Raw genomic sequence first — 23,205 nt, 5'->3', positions numbered from 1 at the left:
AGGATTAAACCCGATCGAGCGCCCGTTCGGGTCCGATGCCGGCGGCCTGTTCAGGACCCGCGCGCCGGCTCCGATCCGGAGCAGGATCGCGACGGGACGATCGGCCGTACGGCGAGCACGTCGCGGGCGCGGGAACGGGCGAGGTTCCAGCCGTTCCAGGGGTCGGGCTCGGCCAGGCCGTTGGCCGAGACCACCGCGGCGAGCACGCAGCTGCGCTGGGGCTCCGGCAGCCGGTCCAGCGCGGGCACCGCCTCGGCGCCCAGGTCGCCCAGGTAGTCCGAGTCGATCTTGGCCACGCCGCGCACGCCGACCTGCGTCTCGGCCACCCGCAGGTCGGGGTTGACCATGGCGAACGCGCCGAGCCCGAGGGCGGTGACGAGCACGACGGTGCGGGGCAGCCAGCCGGCCCGCCGGCCCGCCAGCCGGACCGCTCCGGCCAGCAGCACCAGGACGAACAGCGCCCCCAGCCACCACACGGTGGCCTCCACGGACACGCGCAGCCGCGACAGGCCGTAGGCGGCGGTGTAGAGGTGCAGCCGGTGCAGCGCCGAGACGAGCACCACCATGGTGAGCGCGCACAGCAGGCCGAGCAGCCCGGCCAGCACCCAGCGGTCGCGCCGTCCGGTGCGCAGCACCACACCCGCCAGCCCGACGATGCCCAGCACGAACACGCTGACCACGACGAGCTGGAAGAAGCCCTGGCGGGCGTACTCGGCGTAGGTCAGCCCGCGGGTCCGCAGCACCAGCGTGTCACCGCCGAACAGCACGGTGATCTGCACCACCACGAAGGCTCCGAACAGCAGGTTCACGGCGGTCAGCGGCAGCTTCCAGACCGGCCCGCCCAGGCTGACCTTGACCTCGGGCGCCTCCGGCTCGTTGACCGGTCTGAGCGCCACCAGCACCACCGCCCCCAGCGCCGCCGCGACGGCCGCGAACAGGAAGATCCGCAGCGGCGCCGACGCGGCCCAGTCGGTGGCGCTGGTCAGCCGCTCGGCGTAGGCGGCGAACACCGCGTCTGCCGAGACGAACAGCAGCCCGAACACCAGCAGCAGCACGGCCGTGATGCCCAGCCCGGCCAGCATCGGCAGGACGCGGCGCCGGGCCGTGAGCCGCTTGAGCGGGCGGCCCAGGAACCACGCCACCGGCCCGAGGGCGAGCAGCACCGACACGCCACCCCTGATCACGCCGAGCCACCCGCGCCCGGCCCCCGACACGGCGAGCGCCGCGAGCGCGCCACCGGCCGTCAGCAGCAGCCCGACGAGCCAGTCGGCGTCCCGCACCGCCGCCATCGCGATCAGCCAGTACGCGGCCAGCCCGAACGCGAGCGTCCACGGCGTCATCCGCCGCAGCAGCGCGGGCAGCGCCGCGGCGCCGAGTGCCGTCGCCACCAGCACGACGCCCAGCCCGGCCTGCGCGCCGGGCAGCGCCACCGCCCCGAACACACCCGCCCCGGCGGCGGCGGGCAGCAGCCAGCGCGGCGTCTCGGGCAGCTCGGGCTGCGGGAACAGCGGCGGCGGCACGTAGGGGGGCGGCGGCTGCCCTCCGCCCGGCTGCCCGCCCGGACCGGGCGGCACCGCCCGCTGCGCGCTCGCCGGGCGCGAGAGCTGGTGCGGGCCGGCCTGGTGCGCGGCGGCCTGGTGCGGGGACTGATGCGGCTGTCGGTGCGGAGGGTGGTGCGCCGCCGCGGGCGAGGGGGGGTACGCCGCCGCGGGCGAGGGGGGGTACGCCGCCGCGGGCGAGGGGGGGTACGCCGCCGCGGGCGGGGGATGGTGCGGCCCCGGAGCCGCCACGCCGCGGCCGGGAACCGCGCCGCGACCGGGGCCCGCGCCGAGGGCCAGCCCGACGGCGCCGAAGAGGGACGTGCTGAGCACGAGGGAGAGCAGGGCGGCCCCGTCCCCCACGAGGACGCTGACGAACGCGGCGACGAAGACGCCGCCGATGAAGCCGGCGAACAACCCGATGGCGGTCCCCGCCACCATCCGGCCGAGCCGCCCACCCGCGTCCGCGTGCGCCGTGGCCGCATACGGACCAGCCTGCTGGACCCCGGCCACCGCGACTGGCGCACCGGTTCCGGCAGCCGCGGCAGGCCTGTCCGGTCCGGCGGGCGGGGCCGGCGCCCTCTGCGGGACAGGCGCTTCCTGTTCGCCTTGCCCGGCCTCTCCGGCCTCGGCGGGCCGGGCGACCTCTGCGGCCTGGACGGCGGCATGAGCGGGCCGGCCGGACGGGGCAGCAGGCTCGGCGGCCTGAGCGGCCTGGGCAGTCGGGACAGGCGGGGCAGCAGGCTGGGTGGTGGCGGGGGCGGGCTCGGTGGGCTCGGCTTTGGGCGCGGTGGTGGGCTCAGTGGTGGGCTCGGCGGCCTGGGTGGCGGCGTACGCGGCGTGCGACACCGGCGCCGCCGGCGCCACCGGTGTCTCTGGTGCCGATGATGCCTCCGGGACCGGCGCTGGTGTCGGGGGTGCTGCCTGTTGCGCCGGGGTGGGCGGGTGGTGGTGCCGTTCCGAGGGCATGGGAGTCCTTCCGGGCAGGTCCACGACCATGCGGCAGCCCGCGCAGTCGTCGATGCGGATCGAGCCGCCGTGCAGCTCGACGATCTCCTTCACGATGGCCAGGCCCAGCCCCGCTCCCCCGGCGTCCGCCGCGCGGGCCGCATCGAGCCGCGAGAACCGCTCGAACACGCGCGCCCTGGCCGACGCCGGGATGCCCGGCCCCTGGTCGGCGACCGTGATCCGCACCCCGCCGTCGCGCGGTTCGGCGTCCACGGTCACCACGCCGCCCGGCGGGCTGTGCCGTACGGCGTTGTCGAGGAGGTTGGCCAGGACCTGGGCCAGCAGGTCCGGGTCGGCGCGCACCACGAGCCCGCCGCCGCCGGGGGCGACGAGGCGGACGTCCTCGCGCGCCAGCGCCGCCTCCCGCAGCGCCTGCCCGACCAGCGACGCCAGCTCCACGTCCTCCCGCTCGATCAGCCGGGCGCCCGAGTCGAGCCGCGACAGGTCGAGGAGCTGGGCCACCAGCCGGCCGAGCCGGTCGGCCTGGGCGAGGGCGGTGCGCATGGTGCCGGGGTCGGGCGCGGAGACGCCGTCCACGACGTTCTCCAGGACGGCGCGCAGGCCGGTGATGGGGGTGCGCAGCTCGTGACTGACGTTCGCCACGAGCTCGCGCCGCTGGCGGTCCACCTCGCCGAGGTCGGCGGCCATCGCGTTGAACGCCCTGGCCAGCTCCCCCACCTCGTCCCGCGAGGTGGCGCGGACGCGCAGCGTGTAGCGGCCCTTGGCGATGGTCTGCGCCGCGCGGGCCATCTCGCGCAGCGGCTTGGTCATGCCCCTGGCCAGCACCTGCACCATGATCAGCGACAGCACCACGGCCACGGCGATGCGGATCTCGCCCGGCAGCCCGGCAGCGAGGCCGGCCTCGTTCACCACGAACGCCGTCGCGACGGCCAGCACGATCACGATGCCGAGCTTGACCTTGATCCGGCCGAGGAAGTCGAGCGGCCTCACCGGCGGACCAGGGCGTAGCCGACGCCGTGCACGGTCCGCACCACGTCGGAGCCGAGTTTGCGGCGCAGCGCCCGTACGTGGCTGTCCACGGTCCTGGTGGCGGCGGCCTCGGCGAAGCCCCACACGTCCGACAACAGCCGGTCGCGCTCGAACACCTGCCCAGGCCGCTCGGCGAGGCGGCGCAGCAGGTCGAACTCGGTCCTGGTGAGCTGCGCCTCCACGCCCCGCACGAACACCCGGCGGGCCGCCGTGTCGATCTCCACCTCGCCGACCCTGATCACCGTGTCCTCGACGGCGAGCTGGGCGGCCCGTTCCACCCGGCGCAACAGCGCGTGGATCCTGGCCACCAGCTCGCGCATGCTGAACGGCTTGGCGAGGTAGTCGTCGGCGCCCACGCCGAGCCCGACGAGCACGTCGGTCTCCTCGCCGAGCGCGGTCAGCATGAGGACGGGCACCGGCCGGGCCGCCTGCATCCGGCGGCACACCTCCAGCCCGTCGAGCCCCGGCAGCAGCCGGTCCAGGATGACCAGGTCGGGCTCCGCCCTGCGGTGCTCGACCAGGGCCGTCTCGCCGTCTCCGGCCACCCTGACGTCGAACCCCTCGGCCGCCAGCCGGTCGCGTACGGCCCGCGCGATCGTCTCGTCGTCCTCGACCAGGAGGACACGCCGTTGCTCTGCCACGGACCGCAAGCCTAGGAGCGTCGCGTGCAGACGGCACTCCCCATTCCGTGCACATCCGGTGCAGACTGGGATCATGATCGTGTCTGGGTACCTTCGTCGGCTCGGCCTCGCCGCTCTGCTGGACGCGCCCCCGTCGGCCGACGGGCTGCGCGCGCTGCACCGGGCGCACGTCGAACGGGTGCCGTACGAGGTGCTGGACGTCTGGCTCGGCCGGGCCACCCCCCTCGCGCCGGGCGCGTCGGCGCGACGCATCGCGGCGGGCAGGGGCGGCTACTGCTTCCACCTGAACGGCGCGTTCCACCTGCTGGCCAGGACGCTCGGTTACGACGTGACGCGGCACGTGGGGGGCGTGCAGGGCCATGACAGCGAGCCGGGCGTCACCGCGAACCACCTGGTCCTGACCGTGCGGGGCCTGCCGGACGACGGGAATCCGGGCGGTGAGTGGCTGGTGGACCTGGGGCTCGGCGACGGGCTGCACGAGCCGATCCCGCTGGTGGCCGGCACCTACCGGCAGGGGCCCTTCGTGTACGGCCTGCGCGCGTCGGCGGTGGCCCCGGGCGGGTGGCGGCTGGACCACGATCCGCGCGGCTCGTTCCTGGGGATGGACTTCGGGCCGGCGGCCACGGGGATGTCGGCGTTCACCGCCATGCACGAGCACCTCACCACCTCCTCGGAGTCGGGGTTCGTGCGGGTGGCGACCGTGCAGCGGCGCGACGCCTCCGGGGTGGACATGCTGCGCGGGCTGGTGCTCACGCGGGTGGGGCAGGGGCGGCGTTCGGTGACGCTGGACACGGCCCGCGACTACTACGCGGCGCTGGCCGACGTGTTCGGGCTGACGCTGGATGACGTGGACGCCGGGGAACGTGAGCGGCTGTTCCACCGGGTGCGCGCGGCGCACGAGACGTGGCTCGCCGCGTCCGCCGCCGCCACACCCACCACCACGCCCGCCGCCACGCCCGCCACCGTGTCCGCCACCGTGTCCGCTACGGCTCCGGCCGTCGCGCCCCTCGCCCGGCCCGCCGCGGCGCCGTCCCCGGCCCCGTCCCCGGCCTGACCGTGGCCTCGGCCGGAGTCGTGCCGCTATCGTGCACTTCGGGATGGGAGACACCACGAGACTCGCAGGGCGCTACCGGCTGCTGAACCCCCTGGGCGGGGGCGCCGTGCGGCTGGCCTTCGACGAGGCGGCGCACCGGGACGTCGCGGTGCGCGAGCTGCGCCTGCCGCCCGAGTCGCGTGACGCCGCGGTGCGTGACGCGCGGCTGGCCGCCGGGCTGCGGCATCCCTGCGTCGTCCCGGTGCTCGACGTGGTCGTCGAGGGCGGCGTGCCGTGGCTGGTGACGGAGTTCGTCTCGGGGGCCGCGCTGGAGGGCACCGTGGCGGCGCGCGGGCCGCTGCCGTCCCTGCAGGCGGCCCGCGTGGGGGTGGGCGTGCTGGCCGCCGTGCGCACCGCGCACGCGGCCGGTCTGGTGCACGGGCGGGTCAACCCGGGCAACGTGCTGCTGACCGCGACGGGGCGGGCGCTGCTGACGGGGTTCGGGCTGCCTCAGGCGGGGCTGCGGCCCTCGGCCGACCTGTGGTCGTTGGCGGCCACCCTGCACTTCGCCGTCGAGGGCCGGCCGCCCGGCTCCGCGCCGGCCGCGGGCACCGACCCGCTGCGGGCGCTGATCAGGGCCATGCTCGATCCGCTGGGGCCACCGCCGGTCGAGATGGTGGCCGAGCTGCTCGACCGGCTCGCCGTGGAGCGTTCCCTGGACCAGGTGATCGCCACGTGGGGGCCGCTGCCCCCGGCGCGGGCGGCCGCCGTCGGCCTGGCCGTCCTCGACCGGCTGGCCGCCGCGCACGCCCGCGGGGAGCACCACGGCGCCGTCCACCCGGCCAGCGTCCTCACCCCCGACGTCCCCTCGTCCCGCCCACCCGCACCCGGTGAGCCGACCCCGGATACGCCCGTCCCGGGCGGGCCGGCGCCAGGTGCGCCCGCCGGCGGCGGGGCGTCCGGCGGGCAGGTGGTGCCGTGGCGTGCGGCGGCGTGGCTGGTGCCGGCACGGGTGGCGGGTCCGGCCGCGCCCGCCTTCCGGGCCCCCGAGGGGGCGCCGAGCCCGGCGGCCGACCTGTGGTCGCTCGGGGCGACGCTGTTCGCCGCCGTCGAGGGCCATCCGCCCGCTCCGGGAGCGCCTCTCACCAGGGCGGGGGCGCTGGCTCCCGTACTGTTCCGGCTGCTGTCGGGCGACCCCGCCCGGCGCGGCGACCTCGCCGCCCTGCGGGAGGACCTCCGGGCGGTCGCCGCCCTGGCCTGACCGCCCCGAGTTGCGATACATCGCGAACGGAACCGGGAGGGTGCACCCACTCGTTGGACCGGCGACGCAGAATGTGGGTGAGGCGGGGCGCGCGCTCCGCGTTGGAGGAAGAGGATGTCGCCAGTCCAGAAGTACGCCATCGGCGCGGGCGCCGCGGTGCTGCTGTCCCTGATCTTCTTGCCGGGATGGGTGACCCTGCTGGTCGTCCTCGGCGTGGTCGGCGCCCCGGTGGTCGGTTACATGATGCTGGACCCCTCGCAGCGGGCGCGGCTCAGGCGCGCCCGCAAGCGCGGCATCGGCCGCTGACCCCGGCGCGCCGCGGGGCGCGCGGCGGGCGTCTCAGGCGCCCGCCGCGGCCAGCTGCGCCCGCACCTTGAGCGTGACCCGGTGCTCCACGAAGAACGACAGGAACGGCACCGTGCCGCCGAGCATGATGCCCAGCATGTACGGCCAGGACCAGCGGCCCTTCATGCCGAGGTTCATCACGGCGACCAGATAGACCATGTAGAAGAAGCCGTGGATGGGCGCGGTGATCTTCGACAGGTCAGGGTTGCCGAAGCCGTACCTGAGCACCATCGCCACGCAGAGGATGAGCAGCATCACGCCGACGATGTAGGCGAGCACCCGGAAGGGTTTGAGAGCCGATTCCACCGATTAACCTTCCAGCACCATCTCAGGGGATTTGCCACGGCCCCGATCCTCGCGCACGCCGTCGCGCACGAAGTGGAACCACATGAACACGGCGAACCCGGCGAAGATCCACCAGTTGGCGGCGTAGGCCAGGTTGCGCCAGGTCAGCGTGCCGCCGACGATCGGCGGTGAGACCTTGACCTGCGTGAGCCCGCCCGAGGGCGGCTGGGCGACGACGTAGCCGGCGCGGACCTGTTCGCCGTTCCACAGGTTGAGCAGCTCGCCCGTGGACACGGTCTGCACCTGGCCCTCGGGGAGACCTCCGGCGCGCCGCTGCACGCTGTCGGTGCCCTGCTGCGGGCGCAGCCGCCCGGACAACGTGACCCTGCCCTCGGGCACCACCGTGGCCGGGTCGCCGGCCTCGGCCACCCAGCCCCGCACGACCGGCATCAGCGTGCCGTCGTCGAGCCGGAGCGGCGTGAGCACCCAGTAGCCCTTGCCGCGGGCGACGTTGCCGCCGGGCTCGTCGACGTCGGGCACCCGGTCGGCGACGAGGAGCTGGCGCTGCGCGTCGTAGACGCCCTCGGCGGTGACGCGGCGCCCGACCGTCTCGCCCGCGAGTTGCGCGCCGACGGGCGCGACCGCGGTGACCGCGACCGGCTCGGGGTCGGCGGTCGCCTGCGGCCTGCCGGAGTCCTGGAAGACGCCGAGCTGCCAGCGGCCGAGCAGGATGAACGCGATGACGACCCCGATCGTCAGCAGATGCAGCCCCAGCATGCGGGGTGAGAGCAGGGTCCTCAACATGCTTCAAAGCTATCCGGCGACCTGACCGGTCCCCTAATCAGCCCACCCGCGGATCACGGAAAAAGGCACAAATGTCGCAGGCGATCCCGCTAGGCTGCTCCTCATGTCTGAGCAGCACATCGACCCCGCGGGCAACACCCAGGCGTTCCGCGCGTTCGCGCAGCGGGCCGAGCAGGAGCCGGCGCCCAAGAAGTCGCCCCTCATCCCGATCATCGCCGTCGTCGCCGCCATCGTGGTCATCGGCGTGGCGGCCTTCCTGCTCCTCCGCTGACCGCATCCTCCTGACAGCGCCGACAGTCGGAGACCATCGGCGCTTTTCGGCGTGCCCGGGGTCAGGTCAGCCGCTCCTTCTCCGCTCCGTCACCCGCTCGGCCTGACCACCATCGCGCTGCCGCCGCCGCGCCGGGTGGGCTCGGCCACGGCCTGGACCTTGGTCCGGCTCAGGAACTCCAGCGCGGTGGCCGCCCCGATCTCCGGCGTGACCGCGAAGGCGTGTCCGCGAGCCTCCAGCTCGGCCCGGTGGGCGTCGAGGAACGCCTGCTCGGCCTGGGTCTGGGCGCCGTTGCGCTGGGAGGCGCGGGGGGCCGCCACCGCCTCGGGCAGGCTCATGCCCCACTCGTAGCGGTTCATCAGGATCTGCAGCACGGTCGTGATGATCGTCGCGCCGCCGGGCGAGCCGACGGCGAGCACCGGCCGGCCGTCGTCGAAGACGATCGTCGGCGCCATCGACGAGCGCGACCGCTTGCCGGGGCCGGGCAGGTTGGGGTCGCCGGGGGCCGGGCCGAAGGTGAAGTCGGTCAGCTCGTTGTTCAGCAGGAAGCCGCGTCCGGGCACCACGATGCCGTTGCCGCCGGTGGACTCGATCGTCAGGTTGTAGGCGACGACGTTGCCCCACCGGTCGGCCACGACCAGGTGCGTGGTCTCCGGTCCCTCGGCCGCGGTGGGCGTGGTTGTGCCGGTCGGGCGCTCGCACGGCCCGTAGTCGCCGTCGGGGGCGCCGGGCGCGGCCGGGTGCGCCATGGCGCGGTCGCCGACGAGGCAGGCGCGTTCCTTGGCGTAGCCGTCGGACAGCAGCTCCTTCAGCGGCACGCCCGGCACGTCGGCGACGTACTTGTTGCGGTCGGCGAACGCCAGGCGGGACGCCTCCAGGTACTCGTGCAGCCCGACCTGGGGCAGCGCTTCCAGGATGTTGAGCGCCTCCCCCACGGTCGAGCCGCCGGAGGACGGGGGCGCCATGCCGTACACCCGCAGCCCCTGGTAGTCGACGCGGGTCGGCTCGCGCAGCGGCGCACGGTAGGCGCGCAGGTCGGACAGCTCCATCAGGCCGGGCCGCACCTTGCGGGTCGCCCCCGGCGTGATCGGCGGCCGCTTGACCGTGGCGACGATCTCGCGGCCGAGCTGCCCGCCGTACAGCCAGCCGGGTCCGCGCCGGGCGAGTTCGCGGTAGGTGGCTGCCAGCTCCGGGTTCCGGAAGACGGAGCCGACGACGGGCGGCGCGCCGCCCGGCAGGTACAGCTTCGCGGTGGAGGTGAAGTCCTTGAACCGCGCCTCGTTCTGCTTCGTCTGGTCCGCGAACGTCTGGTCGACGACGAACCCCTTGGCCGCCACCTCGATGGCGGGCTGCAGGGCCTGCCGCAGCGAGATCGTGCCGAACCGGCGCAGGGCCACGTCCCACTGCGCGACCGTGCCGGGGACGCCCGCCGACAGGCCGCTGGTGACGCCCTCCTCGAACGGGACGCCCTCGAAGGAGGTGGACGTCATGGCCTTCGGCGCGGTCTCCCGGCCGTCGATGGTGTGCACCTCGCGGTCGCGGGCGTCGTAGTAGACGATGAAGCCGCCGCCCGCCAGACCGGCTGAGTACGGCTCGGTGACGCCCAGCACGGCACCGGCGGCGACCGCGGCGTCGACGGCGTTGCCGCCCTTCCTGAGGACGGCGATGGCGGCCTTGCTGGCGTCGAGGTCGACCGTGGCGACGGCGCCACCGTACCCCTCGGCGACGGGAACCTTCTGCGGCGCCCACCGGCCGCCGCCGGCCGCCGCGGCGGGCGTGACCGCGGACGTGCCGGCGGCGGCCAGCGTGACGAGGACTGTTGCGGGAACGAGCACACGGCGCATGGGTCCACCCTTACCCAGGTACGCCGATCGTGGTAGGGCCCCCTGCGACCCACGGGCGACGCGGGCGCCCGGCGCGTGCTCTAGCGTGGGCGGCGTGCGGGTGAAGTCCGGTCATGACCTGGTTCCGGCGGCGGCAGTCGCCGTCGCGCAGGTCGTGCTGTCCATGGCGGCGCAGTACGGGCAGGCCCACCGCAGGCCGCTGGACGCGCTGGCGTTCACGCTGCTCATGGCGGGGCCCGCCGCGCTGGTGTTCCGCCGGAGACATCCGGTCGTCTCGTCGGCCGCCGCCCTGCTGGTGACGTACGCCTACACCTGGCTCGACTACCCGCTCGGCCCGGTCTACCTGGCCCCGGTCATCGTGCTGTCCACCCTGGTCATGGGCGGGCGGCGGCGGGCGGCGTGGATCCTGGCCGCGGTCACCTGGGCGGTGTTCATCGCCTACGGCGCCGTGGGCGACGGCAAGCCGGCGGGCATCTTCCACGACCTGGCCATCACCGCGTTCATCCTGCTCGTCATGGTGGTGGCCGAGCTGGCCTCGATCGTCCGGGAGCGCCGCGCGCAGCAGCAGCGCGCGGCCGAGGAGGAGATGCGGCGCCAGGCCAGCGAGGAACGCCTGACCATGGCCCGCGAACTGCACGACGTCCTGGCGCACAACATCTCGCTCATCCACGTGCAGGCCTCGACCGCGCTGCACCTCATCGACGACCAGCCGGAGCAGGCCCGCACCGCGCTCGCCACCATCAAGGCCGCCTCCAAGGACGTGCTCGGCGAGATGCGTTCCGTCCTGAACGTCCTGCGCGACGGCGCCCCCCGCTCCCCCACGGCCGGCCTCGACCGCCTCGACGAGCTGGCCGAACGTTGCGGCGTCGACGTGACGCTGGAACGCCTGGACCCCCGGCCGCTGTCCCCGCAGGTGGAGCGGGCCGCCTACCGCATCGTCCAGGAGTCGCTCACCAACGCCGCCCGCCACGCCCCCGGCGCCAAGGTGCGGGTCCGGCTGGTGTACGGCCCGCGCGAGCTGGCCGTACAGGTCACCGACACCGGGCCGACGACGCCGCCCGTCCTGGCCGGGCAGGGCGGCGGCAACGGCATCCCGGGCATGCGCGAACGCGCCTCCGCCCTGGGCGGCACCCTGTTCGCCGGCCCCTCGGGCGGTGGCTTCGAGGTGTCGGCCCGGCTCCCCCTCCCCCAGGAGACCGCATGATCAACGTTCTGCTGGCCGACGACCAGGCTTTGGTCCGCGCCGGTTTCCGCGCCCTGCTCGACGCGCAGCCCGACATGACCGTGGTCGCCGAGGCGGGCGACGGCGCGGAGGCGGTGCGCCTGTCCCGCGAGCTGGAGCCGCACGTGGTGCTGATGGACATCCGCATGCCCGGCACCGACGGCCTCACCGCGACCCGGCAGATGCCCGACGGGCCGCGCGTCATCATCCTGACGACGTTCGAGCTCGACGAGTACGTCTTCGAGGCGCTGCGCGGCGGCGCCAGCGGCTTCCTCGTCAAGGACACCGAGCCGGCCGAGCTCATCCAGGCGGTCCGCGTGGTGGCGGCGGGCGAGGCGCTGCTGTCCCCGAGCGTGACCCGCCGCCTCATCGCCGAGTACGCCTCCCGGGCCAAGGAACCCCAGGAGGCGGGCCGCCTGGCGCAGCTCACCGACCGAGAGCGCGAGGTCCTGACGCTGGTCGGCGCGGGCCTGACCAACGACGAGATCGCGGCCAGGCTCTTCATGTCGCCGGCCACGGCCAAGACCCACGTGAGCCGGGCCATGGCCAAGCTGCACGCCCGTGACCGCGCCCAGCTCGTCGTCTTCGCCTACGAGTCCGGCCTCGTCCGCCCCGGCTGGCACTGACGCCGCGACTGACCGAATCCCGTCGGCCTGACCGCCTCTGGGCCGGGCCACGACGACATGTACGGTTCCGGGCGGGACCTGGCCCGGGAAAACCCGTTGATCGGCGCGGGGGCGCGCTGACACGATGGCGGTATGGGACGTTCGTTCGGCGAGTTGGTGGCCGAGGCGCGGTCCGCGCCGGTCGACGGATGGGACTTCTCGTGGCTCGACGGCCGGGCGAGCGAGGAGCGCCCGTCGTGGGGCTACGCGCGGCTGCTCGGCGACCGGATGGCCGGCGCCTCGGCCGCCCTCGACATCCAGACCGGCGGCGCCGAGCTCCTGGCCGGCCTGCCGACGCTGGCGCCCGTGACGGTCGCCACCGAGTCGTGGCCGCCCAATCTCGCGCTGGCCGCCGCCCGGCTGCGGGCGCGCGGCGCGGCGGTCGTGGCCGACGACGAGGAGCCCCGTCTGCCGTTCCGGACGGGCGCGTTCGACCTGGTGACCAGCCGCCACCCGGTGGAGACGTGGTGGACGGAGATCGCCCGCGTGCTGCGGCCCGGCGGCGTCTACTTCTCCCAGCAGGTGGGGCCGCGCAGCGTGTTCGAGCTCGCGGAGTTCTTCCTCGGACCGCTCGACGGCTCCGCCCGCGACCCGCGGCAGGCGGTGGCCGAGGCCGAGGCGGCCGGGCTCACCGTCACCGACCTGCGGGCGGAGCGGTTGCGGATGGAGTTCCGCGACGTCGGCGCGGTCGTCTACTTCCTGCGCAAGGTGATCTGGATCGTGCCGGGCTTCTCCGTCGACCGCCACCTCGCGCGGCTGCGCGACCTGCACGAGCTCATCGAGGCCGAGGGTCCGTTCGTGGCGCACTCCAGCAGGTTCCTCATCGAGGCGCGGGCCTGACCGGCGTCACCGGCCCGGCGCCGAAGGCGTCCACGCAGAGCTGGACGAACCACCCCAGGCCCGGCAGCATGAGCAACCACCCGCACAGGGCCCACCCGAGGTGGACGTGGGTCGAGGCGCGGGCGAGCGCCGCCACGCCCTCGGCCGTGTCGCCGCCGGCCGTCTCGTAGGTGATGCGGACCAGCTCCCGCGGATGGTCCTCCGCGGCGGCGATCCGCAGCGCGACGGGCTCGCGCCGCTCGAACCAGCGCCCGACGGCGGCGCACCGCCCGCAGCCGGCGCGGACGTACAGCGTGGCGGGCGGCATCACGGGCGGCATCGCGGGACGCATACGGGGCAGCCACGGCCGGACCGCCCTGCGGTAGGCGTGCCACTCGGCGCCGAAGCGGCCGTCCAGCTGCTCGCCCTCGTGCCAGGCGGCGAGGCCCGCCCCGTAGGCGAACGCGATCACCGCCGCGGCCAGGAGGGCCGGGTCGAGCGTGCCCAGGACCAGGTACCCGGCGGTCATCGCCACCTGCATCGGGTTGCGCACGTACGCGTACGGCCCGCCCGTCACCAGCCGCCGCGGCGGGTCGTACGGCAGCGGCGTGCCCCCGCCGCGGACCGCGAACTCCCGCACGGCGGCCAGCCCGAGCGCCATCGGCACGGCCATGACCTGGGCGACGACGGTGAGCACCCAGGCGGGCTGCCGCCACACCCCGGTCACGAGCACCGGCAGCGCCAGCCCGAAGCCGCCCGCGAGCACCACCTGGACCGCCGCCCGGGCCGGCAGCGCCCGCCCGGCCCAGGTCCACCGTGCCACGAGCAGGCCGGGGACGAGGGAGCAGGCGATGGCCAGCGACTCCCCGGCGAGCCAGCCGGGACCGAGCACGAGCACCGGCTCGGCGAGCGGCATCAGCGCCAGGTCCAGCCAGGCGAGCACGGCCGCGGTCAGCGGCACGGGCGCCCGCGGCGCGACGAGGGCGGGGACCGCGCCCCACAGCACCGCCCAGCCGAGCAGCAGGTCCACCGGCACCCCGTGGACGACGCCGCCCCGCGCGTGGAAGCTCCACCATCCGGCCTCCAGGGCCAGCGCGTTCACCGCGGCGAGCATGAGGAGGTTCCAGCCCGTGGCCACCAGGGCGGCGGCGACGCCCCGTTCGCCCGGCCGGCGCGCCGCGGCGACCATCACGGCGAGGAGCGGCGCCATCACCGCCACCCCCCTGATCAGCGCGGCGCTCATCGGGTGAACGTCTCCGCGAGGTAACCGGCCGCCTGGCCGGCCCCGTAGGCCTGGACCGGCCCGAAGTACCAGGCCGGATCGAACGTCCTGCGGTAGCGCAGCGAGACCGTCAGCTCGGCGTCCGTCCAGGCGAACCGGGCCTCCCGCAGGTGCAGCCACCGCGCCAGCGTCGTGTCCGCCACCACCTCGAACACCGCCAGGCCGGCCGCGCGCTGCTTGACCCGCAGGGTCATGGAGCGCGGCTCCGGCCGGGCGCCGATGCCGAGTGACCGGCGCGGGGTGAAGGTGATCCGGCGGACCGCGCCCACCTCGAGCCCTTCGCCCTCGGCGGCCACGGGCACGGGGAAGCCGGCCCGCAGGAAGGCCGACCTGAACGGCCCGAACGACGGCGTGCCGGCCAGTGCCCGCTCGACGTCCGCACCCGCGGTGGCGCGGACGGCGCTGACCGTGGTGTCGCGGGGCAGCGAGGTGGCCTCCGTGGCCCCCTCGGCCACCATGAGGAGGAGCAGCGGCGCGATGAGCAGATGGGCTCCACGGCGGTCGTCCCGCCTCCGCGCCCGGTCGATGAGCAGCCCGAAGACGAGGCCGACCAGGTAGAACAGCGGGGCGGCCACGACCAGGCAGACGACGCCCTCGCCCAGCAGCGGCCCGGACAGCGCCAGCCCGACGGTGACCACCGCCATGATCAGGCCGGTGGCGCTCTTCGGCCGGGCGGTCAGCGCCACGGTGATCGCGATGACGGCGGGGATGCCGACGTAGAACAGCGCCGTCTGCTCCAGGTGGCCCGCGTGCAGCACCCGGTAAGCGAGCAGGGCCGCGAACAGGGCCGCCAGTACCGCCGCGAGCAGCCGGCGGGCCCGGCGCCAATGGCGGGGATCGGGTTCGGTCGTCATGCGCACCTCTTGAGCGATCGGTTTAATCAGTTGATTAAACCGTATGATTAGCCTGACCGAGTCGGCAAGGGGCGGACGAACCATGACGAAGCAGGCGGGGACGGAGACGCGCGAGCGGCTGATCGAGGCGGCGGCCGCGACACTGCGCACGGAGGGCTACGCCGGCACCAGCGCGCGGACCATCGCCAGGGCGGCCGGGGTCAACGCCGCGCTGGTCTTCTACCACTTCGGCGGCGTGGACCCGCTGCTTCTCGCGGCGCTCGACCGCTCCTCCGAGCAGCGCATGGCCACCTACCGGGAGGCCGTGGCCGGTGCGCGCACGCTGGAGGAGCTGGTGGCCGCCGCCACCGAGATCTACCGCGCCGACCTGGAGGGCGGGCACATCACGCTCTTCTCCGAGCTGGTGGGCGCCGGCATCGCCCGGCCCGAGCTGCGCGCGGAGATCGTCAAACGCTCCGATCCGTGGATCGACTTCGTCGAGCAGACCCTCGACCGGGTCATCGGCGGCTCGCCGCTGGCCAAACTGCTGCCGCCGCGCGACCTGGCCTACGCGGCGATCACGTACTACCTGGGCGTCAACCTGTTCACCCACCTCGACGCCGACCGCTCGCGCACCGAGGCCCTGTTCACGCTGGCCGAGCGGGTCGCGCCGCGGGCCAAGCTGCTCACCATGCGGCTGCCGCGCCGCCGTGGCGAGACGTCCGCGACATGAACGGCACCGCGGGGTGAAGGCACTGTTACTGGTCGCATCCGGCTGGTGCCATTACGTTTCCGGATGAGAACGTCCCTGGAGAGGTTCGTTCCGGAGCGGGGGTCGAGGATGCGGCGCATCGCGCGACGCGGCTGTGACGGATGCGGGCACGACCGGCCGGGGCCGTTCCTTGGGCGCGCCTGAGGTGGCCGGCGCCGCCGGGCTGCTGGTCACCGGCCTGGCCGCGGGCTTCGTGGCGGGCAGCGCCTCGTGCACCGCGGTGCAGGGCGGCCTGCTCGCCGGACTGGCCGGGGGGCGCGAGCCCGGCGGGCGGCGGTGGGCGGTCGGCTGGTTCCTGCTGGGGCGGCTGGCCGCGTACTCGGCCGTGGGAGCGCTGCTCGGACTGGTCGGCGCGGCGGTCATGCCGGGCCCGGCGACCCGGGCGGCCCTGCTCGTGGCGGCGGGCCTCCTGGTCGCCGCGTTCGCCGTCCGGCTGCTGCGCCGCACGAACACCGACCGTGCGGACTCCAAGCGTGCTGACTCCGACCGCACGGACTCGGAGCGTGCGGTCTCCGACCGTGCGGGGACGCGGTGTGGGGAGTGCGTTCCGGAGCGGGGGGTGGTGGCGCGGCTGGGGTTGCGGCTCACCAGTCCTCCGCTGCTGGGCGCGGCCACCGTGCTCGTACCGTGCGGGGTGACGCTGAGCATGGAGATGGTGGCCGTCACCAGCCGGTCGGCGGCCGGCGGCGCGGCGGTGCTGGCGGGGTTCGTCGTGGGCAGCTCGCCCGCGTTCGCCCTGCTGGGGTACGCGCTGCGGCGCCTGTCGCGGACCCGCGTCTCCCGGCTGGCGGGCGTGGCCGCGCTCGCAGCCGGGCTGTGGACGGCCGGCACCGGGCTCAACCTGGGCGGCTGGCTGCCGCGCTCCACGCCCCCGGCCGCCGCCGTCACCGGGCCCGACGCCGCCGCGCTCCCGCCCACCGTCACGATCTGGGCGATGCGCGACGGCTACCGGCCCGGCTACGTGAGGCTGCCCGCGGGCGTGCCCGTCGAGATCGTCTTCAGGCCGGCGGAGCGCGGGTGCACCGGCACCGTCACCATCGCCGGGCGGGACGTCGCCCTGCCCGCCACCGTCCGGTTGCCCCCGCAGCCGCCCGGCACCCTGAGGTACGTCTGCGGCATGGGCATGTACACCGGCTTCCTCAACTTCTCCTAGCCTCTCGGCGATTACGCTCCGCATCCACGCGTTCACGTGCCACCCTGTGCGCATGGCGTGGTGGCAAGGTGAGGTGGCGGCGGCGACCGTTCCGGCGCCACGGGTCGGTGACGAACCCGAGCTGCTGGCGGCCGCGCAGGCCGGAGACCCGCAGGCGGCGCACCGGCTCGGCCGGTTGTGCGCGCAGCGGGGTGACCGCCCGGGGGCCCGGCACTGGTGGGAGCGGGCGGCGCTGGCGGGCAACGTCGACAGCGCGTTCAACCTGGGCATCTGGCACGAGAAGCACGGCACCCTGGAGGAGGCCGTCTCCTGGTACGAGCGGGCGGCGGGCACCGGCGACACCGAGGCGGCGGTCAACCTCGCCACCCTGCTGCTGGAGCAGCGGGGTGACCCGGACGCCGCGCGGAGCTGGTTCGAGAGCGCCGCCCGCGCCGGGTCGCGCGTCGCGGCCCGGCGGCTGGCGTTGATGTGCGAGGACGCCGGCGAGACTCCCGTGGCGCGCGAGTGGCACCGCCGGGCGGCCGCCGACGGCGACACCTCCTCGGCCCACGACCTCGGCTTCCTGGCGTACTCGGCCGGCGACGAGGAGGAGACCGTGCGCTGGTGGGAGTGCGCCACCCGCGGCGGGCACGTCGAGGCGGCCTACCACCTCGGCCTGCTGCTGCAGGCGGGCCGCGACCCCGAGGGCGCCGAGGCGTACTTCCGGCTGGCCGCCAGGAGCGAGCATCCCGGCGCCGCGTCGCAGCTCGGCGGCATCGCGCTCGCCCACGCCGACCTGCGCACGGCACGGGCCTGGTTCGAGCGGGCGGCCGGGGCGGGACGGCTGGCCGACCAGCGGATGTCCGGGTTCGTCTGCGTGGAGCTGGGCGACGCGACGGGGGCGAGCCACTGGTTCGGCCGGGCGGCGGCCAGCGGCGACCCTGAGGCGATGTTCAACTTCGGGCTGCTGCTCATCGCCGAGTACGGCGACCTGGCCAGGGGCCGGCACTGGTTCCGGCTGGCGGCGCTGGCCGGACACCACCGGGCGGCTGTCGAGCTGGGCGGCCTGCTCAGCGCGGCCGGGGAGCACGCCGAGGCGCAGCGGTGGCTCACCGACCCGCCGCCGCCGGGCTGGGACCGGGCCGCCGAGCCGGAGCTGGCCGCGCGGGCCGAGCTGGCCGCCGCCGCGACCGGCCGCCGGGGCGGCGTCGCGCTGGCCGTACCCGAGCTGACGGAGCTGCTCGGCACCTGGGACCTGGTGACCAGGCCACTGCACGACCACGCCGACGTCGTCGGCTGGCTGGTGGAGCGCAGCGGCCTGCACGCGAGCGCCGTCGAGTACCTCGCCTCGGTGCGGGCGACGCTGCTCAGGCCGGGCAGCTCGCCCTGGCCGAGCCCCGGGGAGATCGACCATGTCCTGGCCACCGCCCGTGACCTGCGCCGGCGCCTCGGCGTCCGCTAGCCGCGCCCTGGCGGCGACCAACAGCGAAGGGCACCGCCGGACGGCCGTGCCCTTCGGGAGGTGACGCCGGTCAGGCGGCGAGCACGTCGGCCACCGGCGTGACCGGCAGGCCCAGCGCCTGCGCGACCGGCACGTTGGTGAGCAGCCCGGCGTGCGTGTTGAGGCCGCCCGCGAGCCCGGCGTCCGCCTTCAGCGCGTCGCGCCAGCCCAGGTCGGCCAGCTTGACCGCGTACGGCAGCGTCGCGTTCGTCAGCGCGTACGTGGAGGTGTTGGCCACCGAGCCCGGCATGTTCGCCACGCAGTAGAAGACCGAGCCGTGCACCGTGTACGTCGGGTCGGCGTGCGTGGTGGGCCGCGAGTCCTCGAAGCAGCCGCCCTGGTCGATGGCGATGTCGACGAGCACCGAGCCCGGCTTCATCCGCGAGACCAGTTCGTTGGAGACCAGCGTCGGGGCCTTGGCGCCCGGGATGAGCACCGCGCCGATGACGAGGTCGGCCTGGAGGACCTCCCGCTCGATCGCGTACGAGGTGGACACCAGCGTCTTGAGCCGGCCCTGGTAGATGGCGTCGATGAAGCGCAGCCGGTCGACGTTCGTGTCGAGGACGGTCACGTCGGCGCCCATGCCGACGGCGATCTGCGCCGCGTTGAGGCCGGACACGCCGCCGCCGATGACGACCACCTTGGCCGGCGCCACGCCGGGCACGCCGCCCGGCAGGACGCCGCGCCCGCCGTTGAACCGCATCAGGTTGTACGCCCCGACCTGCGGCGCCAGCCGGCCGGCCACCTCGGACATGGGCGCGAGCAGCGGCAGCGCGTTGCCCACCTGGACGGTCTCGTAGGCGATGCCCGTCGTCCCCGCGCCGAGCAGCGCCTCGGTGCACGGGCGGGAGGCGGCGAGGTGCAGGTAGGTGAACAGGACGAGCCCCTCGCGCAGGCGGTGGTACTCCTCGGCGATCGGCTCCTTCACCTTGAGCACCATGTCCGCCTCGCCCCACACGGCGTCGGCGCTGTCGAGGATCTTCGCGCCCGCCGAGAGGTACTCCTCGTCCGTGATGTGCGAGCCGAGGCCCGCGCCCCGCTGGACGATGACGTCGTGGCCGTGACGCACCAGCTCGTGCACACCCGCGGGGGTGGCGGCGACGCGGTATTCGTGGTTCTTGACCTCGGCAGGCACGCCGATCTTCATCGCAAGGGTCCTTTCGCTACCGATGGGGGTGTTACAGGCGAGCCCACGCTTCGGTGAGCACGGTACGGAGAATCGACCCGATCTCCTCGAACTCCTGGGGACCCGCGACCAGCGGCGGCGCCAGCTGGATGACGGGGTCGCCCCGGTCGTCGGCGCGGCAGTAGAGCCCCGCGTCGAACAGTGCCTTGGACAGGAAGCCGCGCAGCAGCCGCTCCGACTCCTCGGCGGTGAACGTCTCCTTGGTGGTCTTGTCCTTGACCAGCTCGATGCCCCAGAAGTAGCCGGCGCCGCGCACGTCGCCGACGATGGGCAGGTCGCGCAGGCCGTCGAGCGTGGCCTGGAAGAGCGGCTCGTTCTTGGTGACGTGGCCGAGCAGGTCCTCGCGCTCGAAGATGTCGAGGTTGGCCAGCGCCACGGCGGCGGAGACGGGGTGGCCGCCGAAGGTGTAGCCGTGGGCGAACATCTCCTCGCCGCTCTTGAACGGCTCGAACAGCCGCTCGTGCGCGATCATGGCGCCGATGGGCGAGTAGCCGCTGGTCAGGCCCTTGGCGCAGGTGATGATGTCGGGGACGTAGTCGTACTTCTCGCCGCCGAACATCGTGCCGAGGCGGCCGAAGGCGCAGATGACCTCGTCGGAGACGAGCAGCACGTCGTACTCGTCGCAGATCTCGCGCAGCCGCCTCCAGTAGCCGGCAGGCGGCGGGAAGCAGCCGCCGGCGTTCTGCACCGGCTCGGCGAAGACGGCGGCCACCGTGTCGGGGCCCTCCATCTCGATGGCGCGGGCCACCCGGTCGGCCGCCCAGATCCCGTACTCCTCGGGCGTCATGCCCTTGACGCCGGTGATCTCGTCGGCGCGGTAGTGGTTGGTGTTGGGCACGCGGATGGAGCCCGGCACGAGCGGCTCGAACATCTGCTTGAACGCCGGGATGCCGGTGATCGACAGGGCGCCCTGCGGGGTGCCGTGGTAGGCGATCTGGCGGCTGACGACCTTGTGCTTGAGCGGCTTGCCGGTGAGCTTGAAGTACTGCTTGGCCAGCTTCCAGGCCGACTCGACCGCCTCGCCGCCTCCGGTGGTGAAGAAGACCCGGTTGAGGTCGCCGGGCGCGAGCGCCGCGAGCCGGTCGGCCAGCTCGGCGGCCTTGGGGTGCGCGTAGGACCACAGCGGGAAGAAGGCCAGCTCCTGGGCCTGCTTGGCGGCGGCCTCGGCGAGCTCGCTGCGGCCGTGGCCCGCCTGCACCACGAACAGCCCTGCCAGGCCGTCTAGGTAGCGCTTGCCGTGGATGTCGTAGATGTAGGACCCCTCACCGCGGACGATGGTCGGGATCTCGGACTGCTGGTAGGAGCTGTGCCTGGTGAAGTGCAACCACAGGTGGTCGTGCGCGGCCTTGAGAATGTCGTTGTCCGGCTGCGTCATGGCTATCGTCCCTCGTGTCTGGCCTTCCCACAGTCTGCATGTTGGCCCTCGGGTTTGCCAAGGAATACGTCGCGACACTATGCAAGAAATCCGAGATCCGCAGAACCGGTATGTAACGGCTACGAAATCCGCAGGTAGGTTGGCCGGCAGGTCATACGCCTTTCCCACCTTGTGGGAACGTCTGTGATCCAATGAGACGCTAACTACCGAGAACGACCCGGGGGACCGACCCGTGACTCCTGACCAGATCGAGAGCGCCGTCGCCGCGGCGATGCCGCAGGCCGTCGAGGAACTGCGGCGGCTGGCGGCCATTCCCTCCGTGGCCTTTCCCGGCCACCCGGAGGAGCCCGTCTACGCCGCCGCGGCCATGGTCGAGGACCTGCTGCGCAGCACCGGGCTGGCGCGCGTCCAGCAGGTGCCCGTCGAGGGCAGCTTCCCCGCCGTGTACGGCGAGTCTCCCGCCCCTCCCGGCGCGCCCACCGTGCTGCTCTACGCCCACTACGACGTGCAGCCCGCCGGCGACCCCGCCGCCTGGCGCACGCCGCCGTTCGAGCCCACGCTGATCGACGGCCAACTGTTCGGCCGGGGCACCGCCGACGACAAGTCGGGGGTGATCTCCCACGTCACCGCGCTGCGCGCCTTCCAGGGGCGGCTGCCCATCGGCATCAAGGTCATCATCGAGGGCCAGGAGGAGTACGCCGGCGAGCGGCTGGAGGCGTTCGTCGAGCGCAACCCCGAGCTGCTGCGCGCCGACGCGATCGTGGTGGCCGACACCGGCAACCCGCGCATCGGCGACCCCGCCGTGACCACCTCGCTGCGCGGCATGGCCGCGTTCACCGTCGAGGTCCGCACGCTGCGCGAGCCGGTGCACAGCGGCTCGTTCGGCGGCGCCGCCCCCGACGCGCTCGCCGCGCTGATGCGCATGCTGACCTCGCTGCACGACGACAACGGCGACATCCGTGTCCCCGGTCTGCCGCGTGGGGCGTTCCTCGGCCAGGGGCCGACAGAGGAGGAGTTCAGGAAGACGGCCGGGGTGCTGGACGGGGTCTCGCTGGTGGGCTCCGGCTCGCTGGCCGACCGCCTGTGGTCGTCGTACGCCATCACGGTGACCGGCCTGGACGTGCCCACGGTCTCCGGGGCCATCAACGCCGTGCAGCCGCTGGCCCGCGCCCGCGTCACGGTCCGGGTCCCCCCGGCCGGCGACCCGAAGACGACGGTCAACGCCGTGGTCGAGTTCCTGCGGCAGGTGGCGCCGTGGGGCGTGCAGGTGGGATTCGGCGACTTCACGGTGGGTTCGGGGTTCCAGGCCGACTCGGGCGGCAAGGCCCGCTCGGCGCTCAACCGCGCGATGGAGCGCGCCTTCGGCCGGCCGCCCCGCGACGTCGGCGCCGGTGGCTCCATCCCCCTTGTCAGCACCCTGCTCAAGCAGTTCCCGGCGGCGGAGATCCTGCTCTTCGGCGCCGAGGACGAGGACGCCGCCATCCACGCGCCGAACGAGCGCGTCGACCTGGAGGAGCTGCGCCGCACCGCCACGGCGGAGGCCCTCTTCCTGCACGAGCTGAGCCTCCCCTCGGCCCTCGGCGTCTGACACCGGCCGGCCCCGCGGGGGCTTCCCGCGGGGTCAGCCGACGGGTTCGAGGATCACGCAGCAGTTGTCCGGGCAGGGCCGCAGCCGGGGGGCGAACCGGCCGGCCGCGTCCAGGCCGTCGAGGTAGCCGCGGGCCAGGGCGGCGTTCATCGAGCAGACCAGCCCGGCGTTGACCGAGCGCATCCGCTGGAACGGGCAGTTGGTCAGAAGCACGGTCCGGCCGTCGGCCGCCGGCTCGTAGCCGAGCTGGTCGAGCAGGGGCCAGAGGGCGTCGGGGCCGGGCTGCTTGGCCGCCAGCAGCCGGCCCCGCCGTTCGGCCGCCCGGTCGGCGGCCCGGGCGAACGGCTCGGGCGGCTCGTGTTCCTGCGCGGCTTCCAGCAGGATCTCGGCGAGCAGCTCGTAGCGCCGGGGCGGCAGCGAGGCGCTCAGCTCGCGCCGCGTGGCCTGGTAGCGCTGGGCGGGCCGGCCGCGGCGGCCGGTGCCGGTCGGCTCGGTGACGACGGTGACGAGGCCCGCCTGTTCGAGTTTTTCCAGGTGGAAGGCCACGAGGGTGCGTCCCATGCCGAGGGCCTGGCAGATCTCCTGCCGGGTGTGCGGCCGGGGGGCGCCGGTCAGCAGCGCGTGGATGCGCGCCCGCTGCGGCTCGGCCAGCAGGCCGAGCGCTTCGAGGTCCTCCGGCAGGGCGCCCATGGCTCCACGGTAGCCGAACGCGCTATTTATGCCAATGACTGTTGACTAAATTCGGGTCGCGGCGGAATATTGAGCACAGGAGTTGGCGAAAATCGCCGCGCACCGGAGAGCCCGCCTCCG

General features: G+C 74.5%; 21 protein-coding genes. 11 read left to right on the top strand and 10 right to left on the bottom strand.

Annotation, left to right across the window (positions count from 1 at the left end):
- Positions 1–50: 50 nt before the first annotated feature.
- Positions 51–3,497 carry a DUF4153 domain-containing protein gene (locus CXR44_RS06490; RefSeq protein WP_101783951.1) on the bottom strand — a complete coding sequence of 1,149 codons (3,447 nt, stop codon included), beginning with the start codon at positions 3,495–3,497 and terminating at the stop codon, positions 51–53.
- Positions 3,494–4,177 carry a response regulator transcription factor gene (locus tag CXR44_RS06485; protein ID WP_180903206.1) on the bottom strand — a complete coding sequence of 228 codons (684 nt, stop codon included), beginning with the start codon at positions 4,175–4,177 and terminating at the stop codon, positions 3,494–3,496. The genes CXR44_RS06490 and CXR44_RS06485 overlap by 4 nt, the downstream gene beginning before the upstream one ends.
- Before the next feature lie 73 nt (positions 4,178–4,250).
- Here CXR44_RS06485 and CXR44_RS06480 point away from each other — a divergent pair, with 73 nt between their 5' ends.
- The 3 genes from CXR44_RS06480 to CXR44_RS06470 all read left to right on the top strand — a co-directional run bounded on the left by CXR44_RS06480 (position 4,251) and on the right by CXR44_RS06470 (position 6,777).
- Entirely contained in the window at positions 4,251–5,231 is a 981-nt protein-coding gene (locus CXR44_RS06480; RefSeq protein ID WP_101783950.1) for an arylamine N-acetyltransferase family protein, read from the top strand.
- Between the two features lie 43 nt (positions 5,232–5,274).
- On the top strand, positions 5,275–6,471 hold the full coding sequence (locus tag CXR44_RS06475; RefSeq protein ID WP_180903205.1) for a protein kinase domain-containing protein: 1,197 nt from the start codon (positions 5,275–5,277) through the stop codon (positions 6,469–6,471).
- A gap of 114 nt (positions 6,472–6,585) precedes the next feature.
- A complete protein-coding gene (locus CXR44_RS06470) occupies positions 6,586–6,777 on the top strand; it encodes a hypothetical protein (RefSeq protein WP_101783948.1) in 192 nt (63 codons plus the stop codon).
- Between the two features lie 33 nt (positions 6,778–6,810).
- Here the strand turns inward: CXR44_RS06470 and CXR44_RS06465 are convergent, their stop codons facing one another.
- Positions 6,811–7,122, bottom strand: coding sequence for a DUF3817 domain-containing protein (locus CXR44_RS06465; RefSeq protein ID WP_101783947.1), 312 nt, complete (start codon positions 7,120–7,122; stop codon positions 6,811–6,813).
- A gap of 3 nt (positions 7,123–7,125) precedes the next feature.
- On the bottom strand, positions 7,126–7,905 hold the full coding sequence (locus tag CXR44_RS06460) for an SURF1 family protein (protein ID WP_180903204.1): 780 nt from the start codon (positions 7,903–7,905) through the stop codon (positions 7,126–7,128).
- A 103-nt stretch (positions 7,906–8,008) separates the two neighbouring features.
- Here CXR44_RS06460 and CXR44_RS39295 point away from each other — a divergent pair, with 103 nt between their 5' ends.
- A complete protein-coding gene (locus CXR44_RS39295; protein ID WP_180903203.1) occupies positions 8,009–8,176 on the top strand; it encodes a hypothetical protein in 168 nt (55 codons plus the stop codon).
- Positions 8,177–8,265: 89 nt separating this feature from the next.
- Here CXR44_RS39295 and ggt read toward each other — a convergent pair whose 3' ends face one another.
- Entirely contained in the window at positions 8,266–10,020 is a 1,755-nt protein-coding gene (ggt, locus tag CXR44_RS06455; protein ID WP_101783946.1) for a gamma-glutamyltransferase, read from the bottom strand.
- 94 nt (positions 10,021–10,114) lie between these two features.
- Here ggt and CXR44_RS06450 point away from each other — a divergent pair, with 94 nt between their 5' ends.
- The 3 genes from CXR44_RS06450 to CXR44_RS06440 all read left to right on the top strand — a co-directional run bounded on the left by CXR44_RS06450 (position 10,115) and on the right by CXR44_RS06440 (position 12,747).
- Positions 10,115–11,224, top strand: coding sequence for a sensor histidine kinase (locus tag CXR44_RS06450; protein WP_245898890.1), 1,110 nt, complete (start codon positions 10,115–10,117; stop codon positions 11,222–11,224).
- Complete coding sequence (locus CXR44_RS06445) at positions 11,221–11,868, top strand: response regulator (protein ID WP_101783944.1); 648 nt, start codon at positions 11,221–11,223, stop codon at positions 11,866–11,868. The genes CXR44_RS06450 and CXR44_RS06445 overlap by 4 nt, the downstream gene beginning before the upstream one ends.
- 132 nt (positions 11,869–12,000) lie before the next feature.
- Positions 12,001–12,747, top strand: coding sequence for a methyltransferase domain-containing protein (locus CXR44_RS06440; protein WP_101783943.1), 747 nt, complete (start codon positions 12,001–12,003; stop codon positions 12,745–12,747).
- Here CXR44_RS06440 and CXR44_RS06435 read toward each other — a convergent pair.
- Both CXR44_RS06435 and CXR44_RS06430 read right to left on the bottom strand, forming a co-directional pair.
- Positions 12,728–13,969, bottom strand: a complete 1,242-nt coding sequence (locus CXR44_RS06435) for an isoprenylcysteine carboxylmethyltransferase family protein (protein ID WP_101783942.1) — start codon at positions 13,967–13,969, stop codon at positions 12,728–12,730. The genes CXR44_RS06440 and CXR44_RS06435 overlap by 20 nt on opposite strands.
- The gene (locus tag CXR44_RS06430; protein ID WP_101783941.1) at positions 13,966–14,862 is read right to left on the bottom strand and encodes a hypothetical protein; all 897 of its coding nucleotides are present in this window, start codon (positions 14,860–14,862) and stop codon (positions 13,966–13,968) included. The genes CXR44_RS06435 and CXR44_RS06430 overlap by 4 nt, the downstream gene beginning before the upstream one ends.
- An 82-nt stretch (positions 14,863–14,944) precedes the next feature.
- Here CXR44_RS06430 and CXR44_RS06425 point away from each other — a divergent pair, with 82 nt between their 5' ends.
- The 3 genes from CXR44_RS06425 to CXR44_RS06415 all read left to right on the top strand — a co-directional run bounded on the left by CXR44_RS06425 (position 14,945) and on the right by CXR44_RS06415 (position 18,207).
- On the top strand, positions 14,945–15,574 hold the full coding sequence (locus CXR44_RS06425) for a TetR/AcrR family transcriptional regulator (protein WP_101783940.1): 630 nt from the start codon (positions 14,945–14,947) through the stop codon (positions 15,572–15,574).
- A gap of 169 nt (positions 15,575–15,743) precedes the next feature.
- Positions 15,744–16,766, top strand: coding sequence for an urease accessory protein UreH domain-containing protein (locus CXR44_RS06420; RefSeq protein ID WP_180903202.1), 1,023 nt, complete (start codon positions 15,744–15,746; stop codon positions 16,764–16,766).
- Between the two features lie 52 nt (positions 16,767–16,818).
- Positions 16,819–18,207: an SEL1-like repeat protein gene (locus tag CXR44_RS06415; RefSeq protein WP_101784213.1), complete on the top strand. Its 1,389-nt coding sequence runs from the start codon at positions 16,819–16,821 to the stop codon at positions 18,205–18,207.
- A gap of 70 nt (positions 18,208–18,277) precedes the next feature.
- On the opposite strand, the gene ald is transcribed toward CXR44_RS06415, so the two are convergent.
- Positions 18,278–19,393 carry an alanine dehydrogenase gene (gene ald, locus CXR44_RS06410; RefSeq protein WP_101783938.1) on the bottom strand — a complete coding sequence of 372 codons (1,116 nt, stop codon included), beginning with the start codon at positions 19,391–19,393 and terminating at the stop codon, positions 18,278–18,280.
- 31 nt (positions 19,394–19,424) lie between these two features.
- Positions 19,425–20,807 carry an aspartate aminotransferase family protein gene (locus tag CXR44_RS06405; RefSeq protein WP_101783937.1) on the bottom strand — a complete coding sequence of 461 codons (1,383 nt, stop codon included), beginning with the start codon at positions 20,805–20,807 and terminating at the stop codon, positions 19,425–19,427.
- Positions 20,808–21,039: 232 nt separating this feature from the next.
- Here CXR44_RS06405 and CXR44_RS06400 point away from each other — a divergent pair, with 232 nt between their 5' ends.
- Positions 21,040–22,395, top strand: coding sequence for a dipeptidase (locus tag CXR44_RS06400; protein WP_101783936.1), 1,356 nt, complete (start codon positions 21,040–21,042; stop codon positions 22,393–22,395).
- Between the two features lie 33 nt (positions 22,396–22,428).
- Here the strand turns inward: CXR44_RS06400 and CXR44_RS06395 are convergent, their stop codons facing one another.
- Positions 22,429–23,085 carry a helix-turn-helix transcriptional regulator gene (locus CXR44_RS06395; protein WP_101783935.1) on the bottom strand — a complete coding sequence of 219 codons (657 nt, stop codon included), beginning with the start codon at positions 23,083–23,085 and terminating at the stop codon, positions 22,429–22,431.
- Positions 23,086–23,205: the final 120 nt, after the last annotated feature.

It is taken from the genome of Nonomuraea indica (assembly GCF_002850745.1).
GTDB classification, from domain to species: domain Bacteria; phylum Actinomycetota; class Actinomycetes; order Streptosporangiales; family Streptosporangiaceae; genus Nonomuraea; species Nonomuraea indica.
The sequence above is the reverse complement of the archived record's forward strand: the minus strand, read 5'-3'. Positions and strand labels throughout refer to the sequence as shown.

What these genes read in the sequence shown, in the direction of transcription:
- CXR44_RS06480 (WP_101783950.1), top strand. Translation starts at nt 4,251, where the DNA reads ATGATCGTGTCTGGGTACCTTCGTCGGCTCGGCCTCGCCGCTCTGCTG.
- CXR44_RS06475 (WP_180903205.1), top strand. Translation starts at nt 5,275, where the DNA reads ATGGGAGACACCACGAGACTCGCAGGGCGCTACCGGCTGCTGAACCCC.
- CXR44_RS06470 (WP_101783948.1), top strand. Translation starts at nt 6,586, where the DNA reads ATGTCGCCAGTCCAGAAGTACGCCATCGGCGCGGGCGCCGCGGTGCTG.
- CXR44_RS06460 (WP_180903204.1), bottom strand. Translation starts at nt 7,905, where the DNA reads ATGTTGAGGACCCTGCTCTCACCCCGCATGCTGGGGCTGCATCTGCTG.
- CXR44_RS39295 (WP_180903203.1), top strand. Translation starts at nt 8,009, where the DNA reads ATGTCTGAGCAGCACATCGACCCCGCGGGCAACACCCAGGCGTTCCGC.
- ggt (WP_101783946.1), bottom strand. Translation starts at nt 10,020, where the DNA reads ATGCGCCGTGTGCTCGTTCCCGCAACAGTCCTCGTCACGCTGGCCGCC.
- CXR44_RS06445 (WP_101783944.1), top strand. Translation starts at nt 11,221, where the DNA reads ATGATCAACGTTCTGCTGGCCGACGACCAGGCTTTGGTCCGCGCCGGT.
- CXR44_RS06440 (WP_101783943.1), top strand. Translation starts at nt 12,001, where the DNA reads ATGGGACGTTCGTTCGGCGAGTTGGTGGCCGAGGCGCGGTCCGCGCCG.
- CXR44_RS06435 (WP_101783942.1), bottom strand. Translation starts at nt 13,969, where the DNA reads ATGAGCGCCGCGCTGATCAGGGGGGTGGCGGTGATGGCGCCGCTCCTC.
- CXR44_RS06430 (WP_101783941.1), bottom strand. Translation starts at nt 14,862, where the DNA reads ATGACGACCGAACCCGATCCCCGCCATTGGCGCCGGGCCCGCCGGCTG.
- CXR44_RS06425 (WP_101783940.1), top strand. Translation starts at nt 14,945, where the DNA reads ATGACGAAGCAGGCGGGGACGGAGACGCGCGAGCGGCTGATCGAGGCG.
- CXR44_RS06415 (WP_101784213.1), top strand. Translation starts at nt 16,819, where the DNA reads ATGGCGTGGTGGCAAGGTGAGGTGGCGGCGGCGACCGTTCCGGCGCCA.
- ald (WP_101783938.1), bottom strand. Translation starts at nt 19,393, where the DNA reads ATGAAGATCGGCGTGCCTGCCGAGGTCAAGAACCACGAATACCGCGTC.
- CXR44_RS06405 (WP_101783937.1), bottom strand. Translation starts at nt 20,807, where the DNA reads ATGACGCAGCCGGACAACGACATTCTCAAGGCCGCGCACGACCACCTG.
- CXR44_RS06395 (WP_101783935.1), bottom strand. Translation starts at nt 23,085, where the DNA reads ATGGGCGCCCTGCCGGAGGACCTCGAAGCGCTCGGCCTGCTGGCCGAG.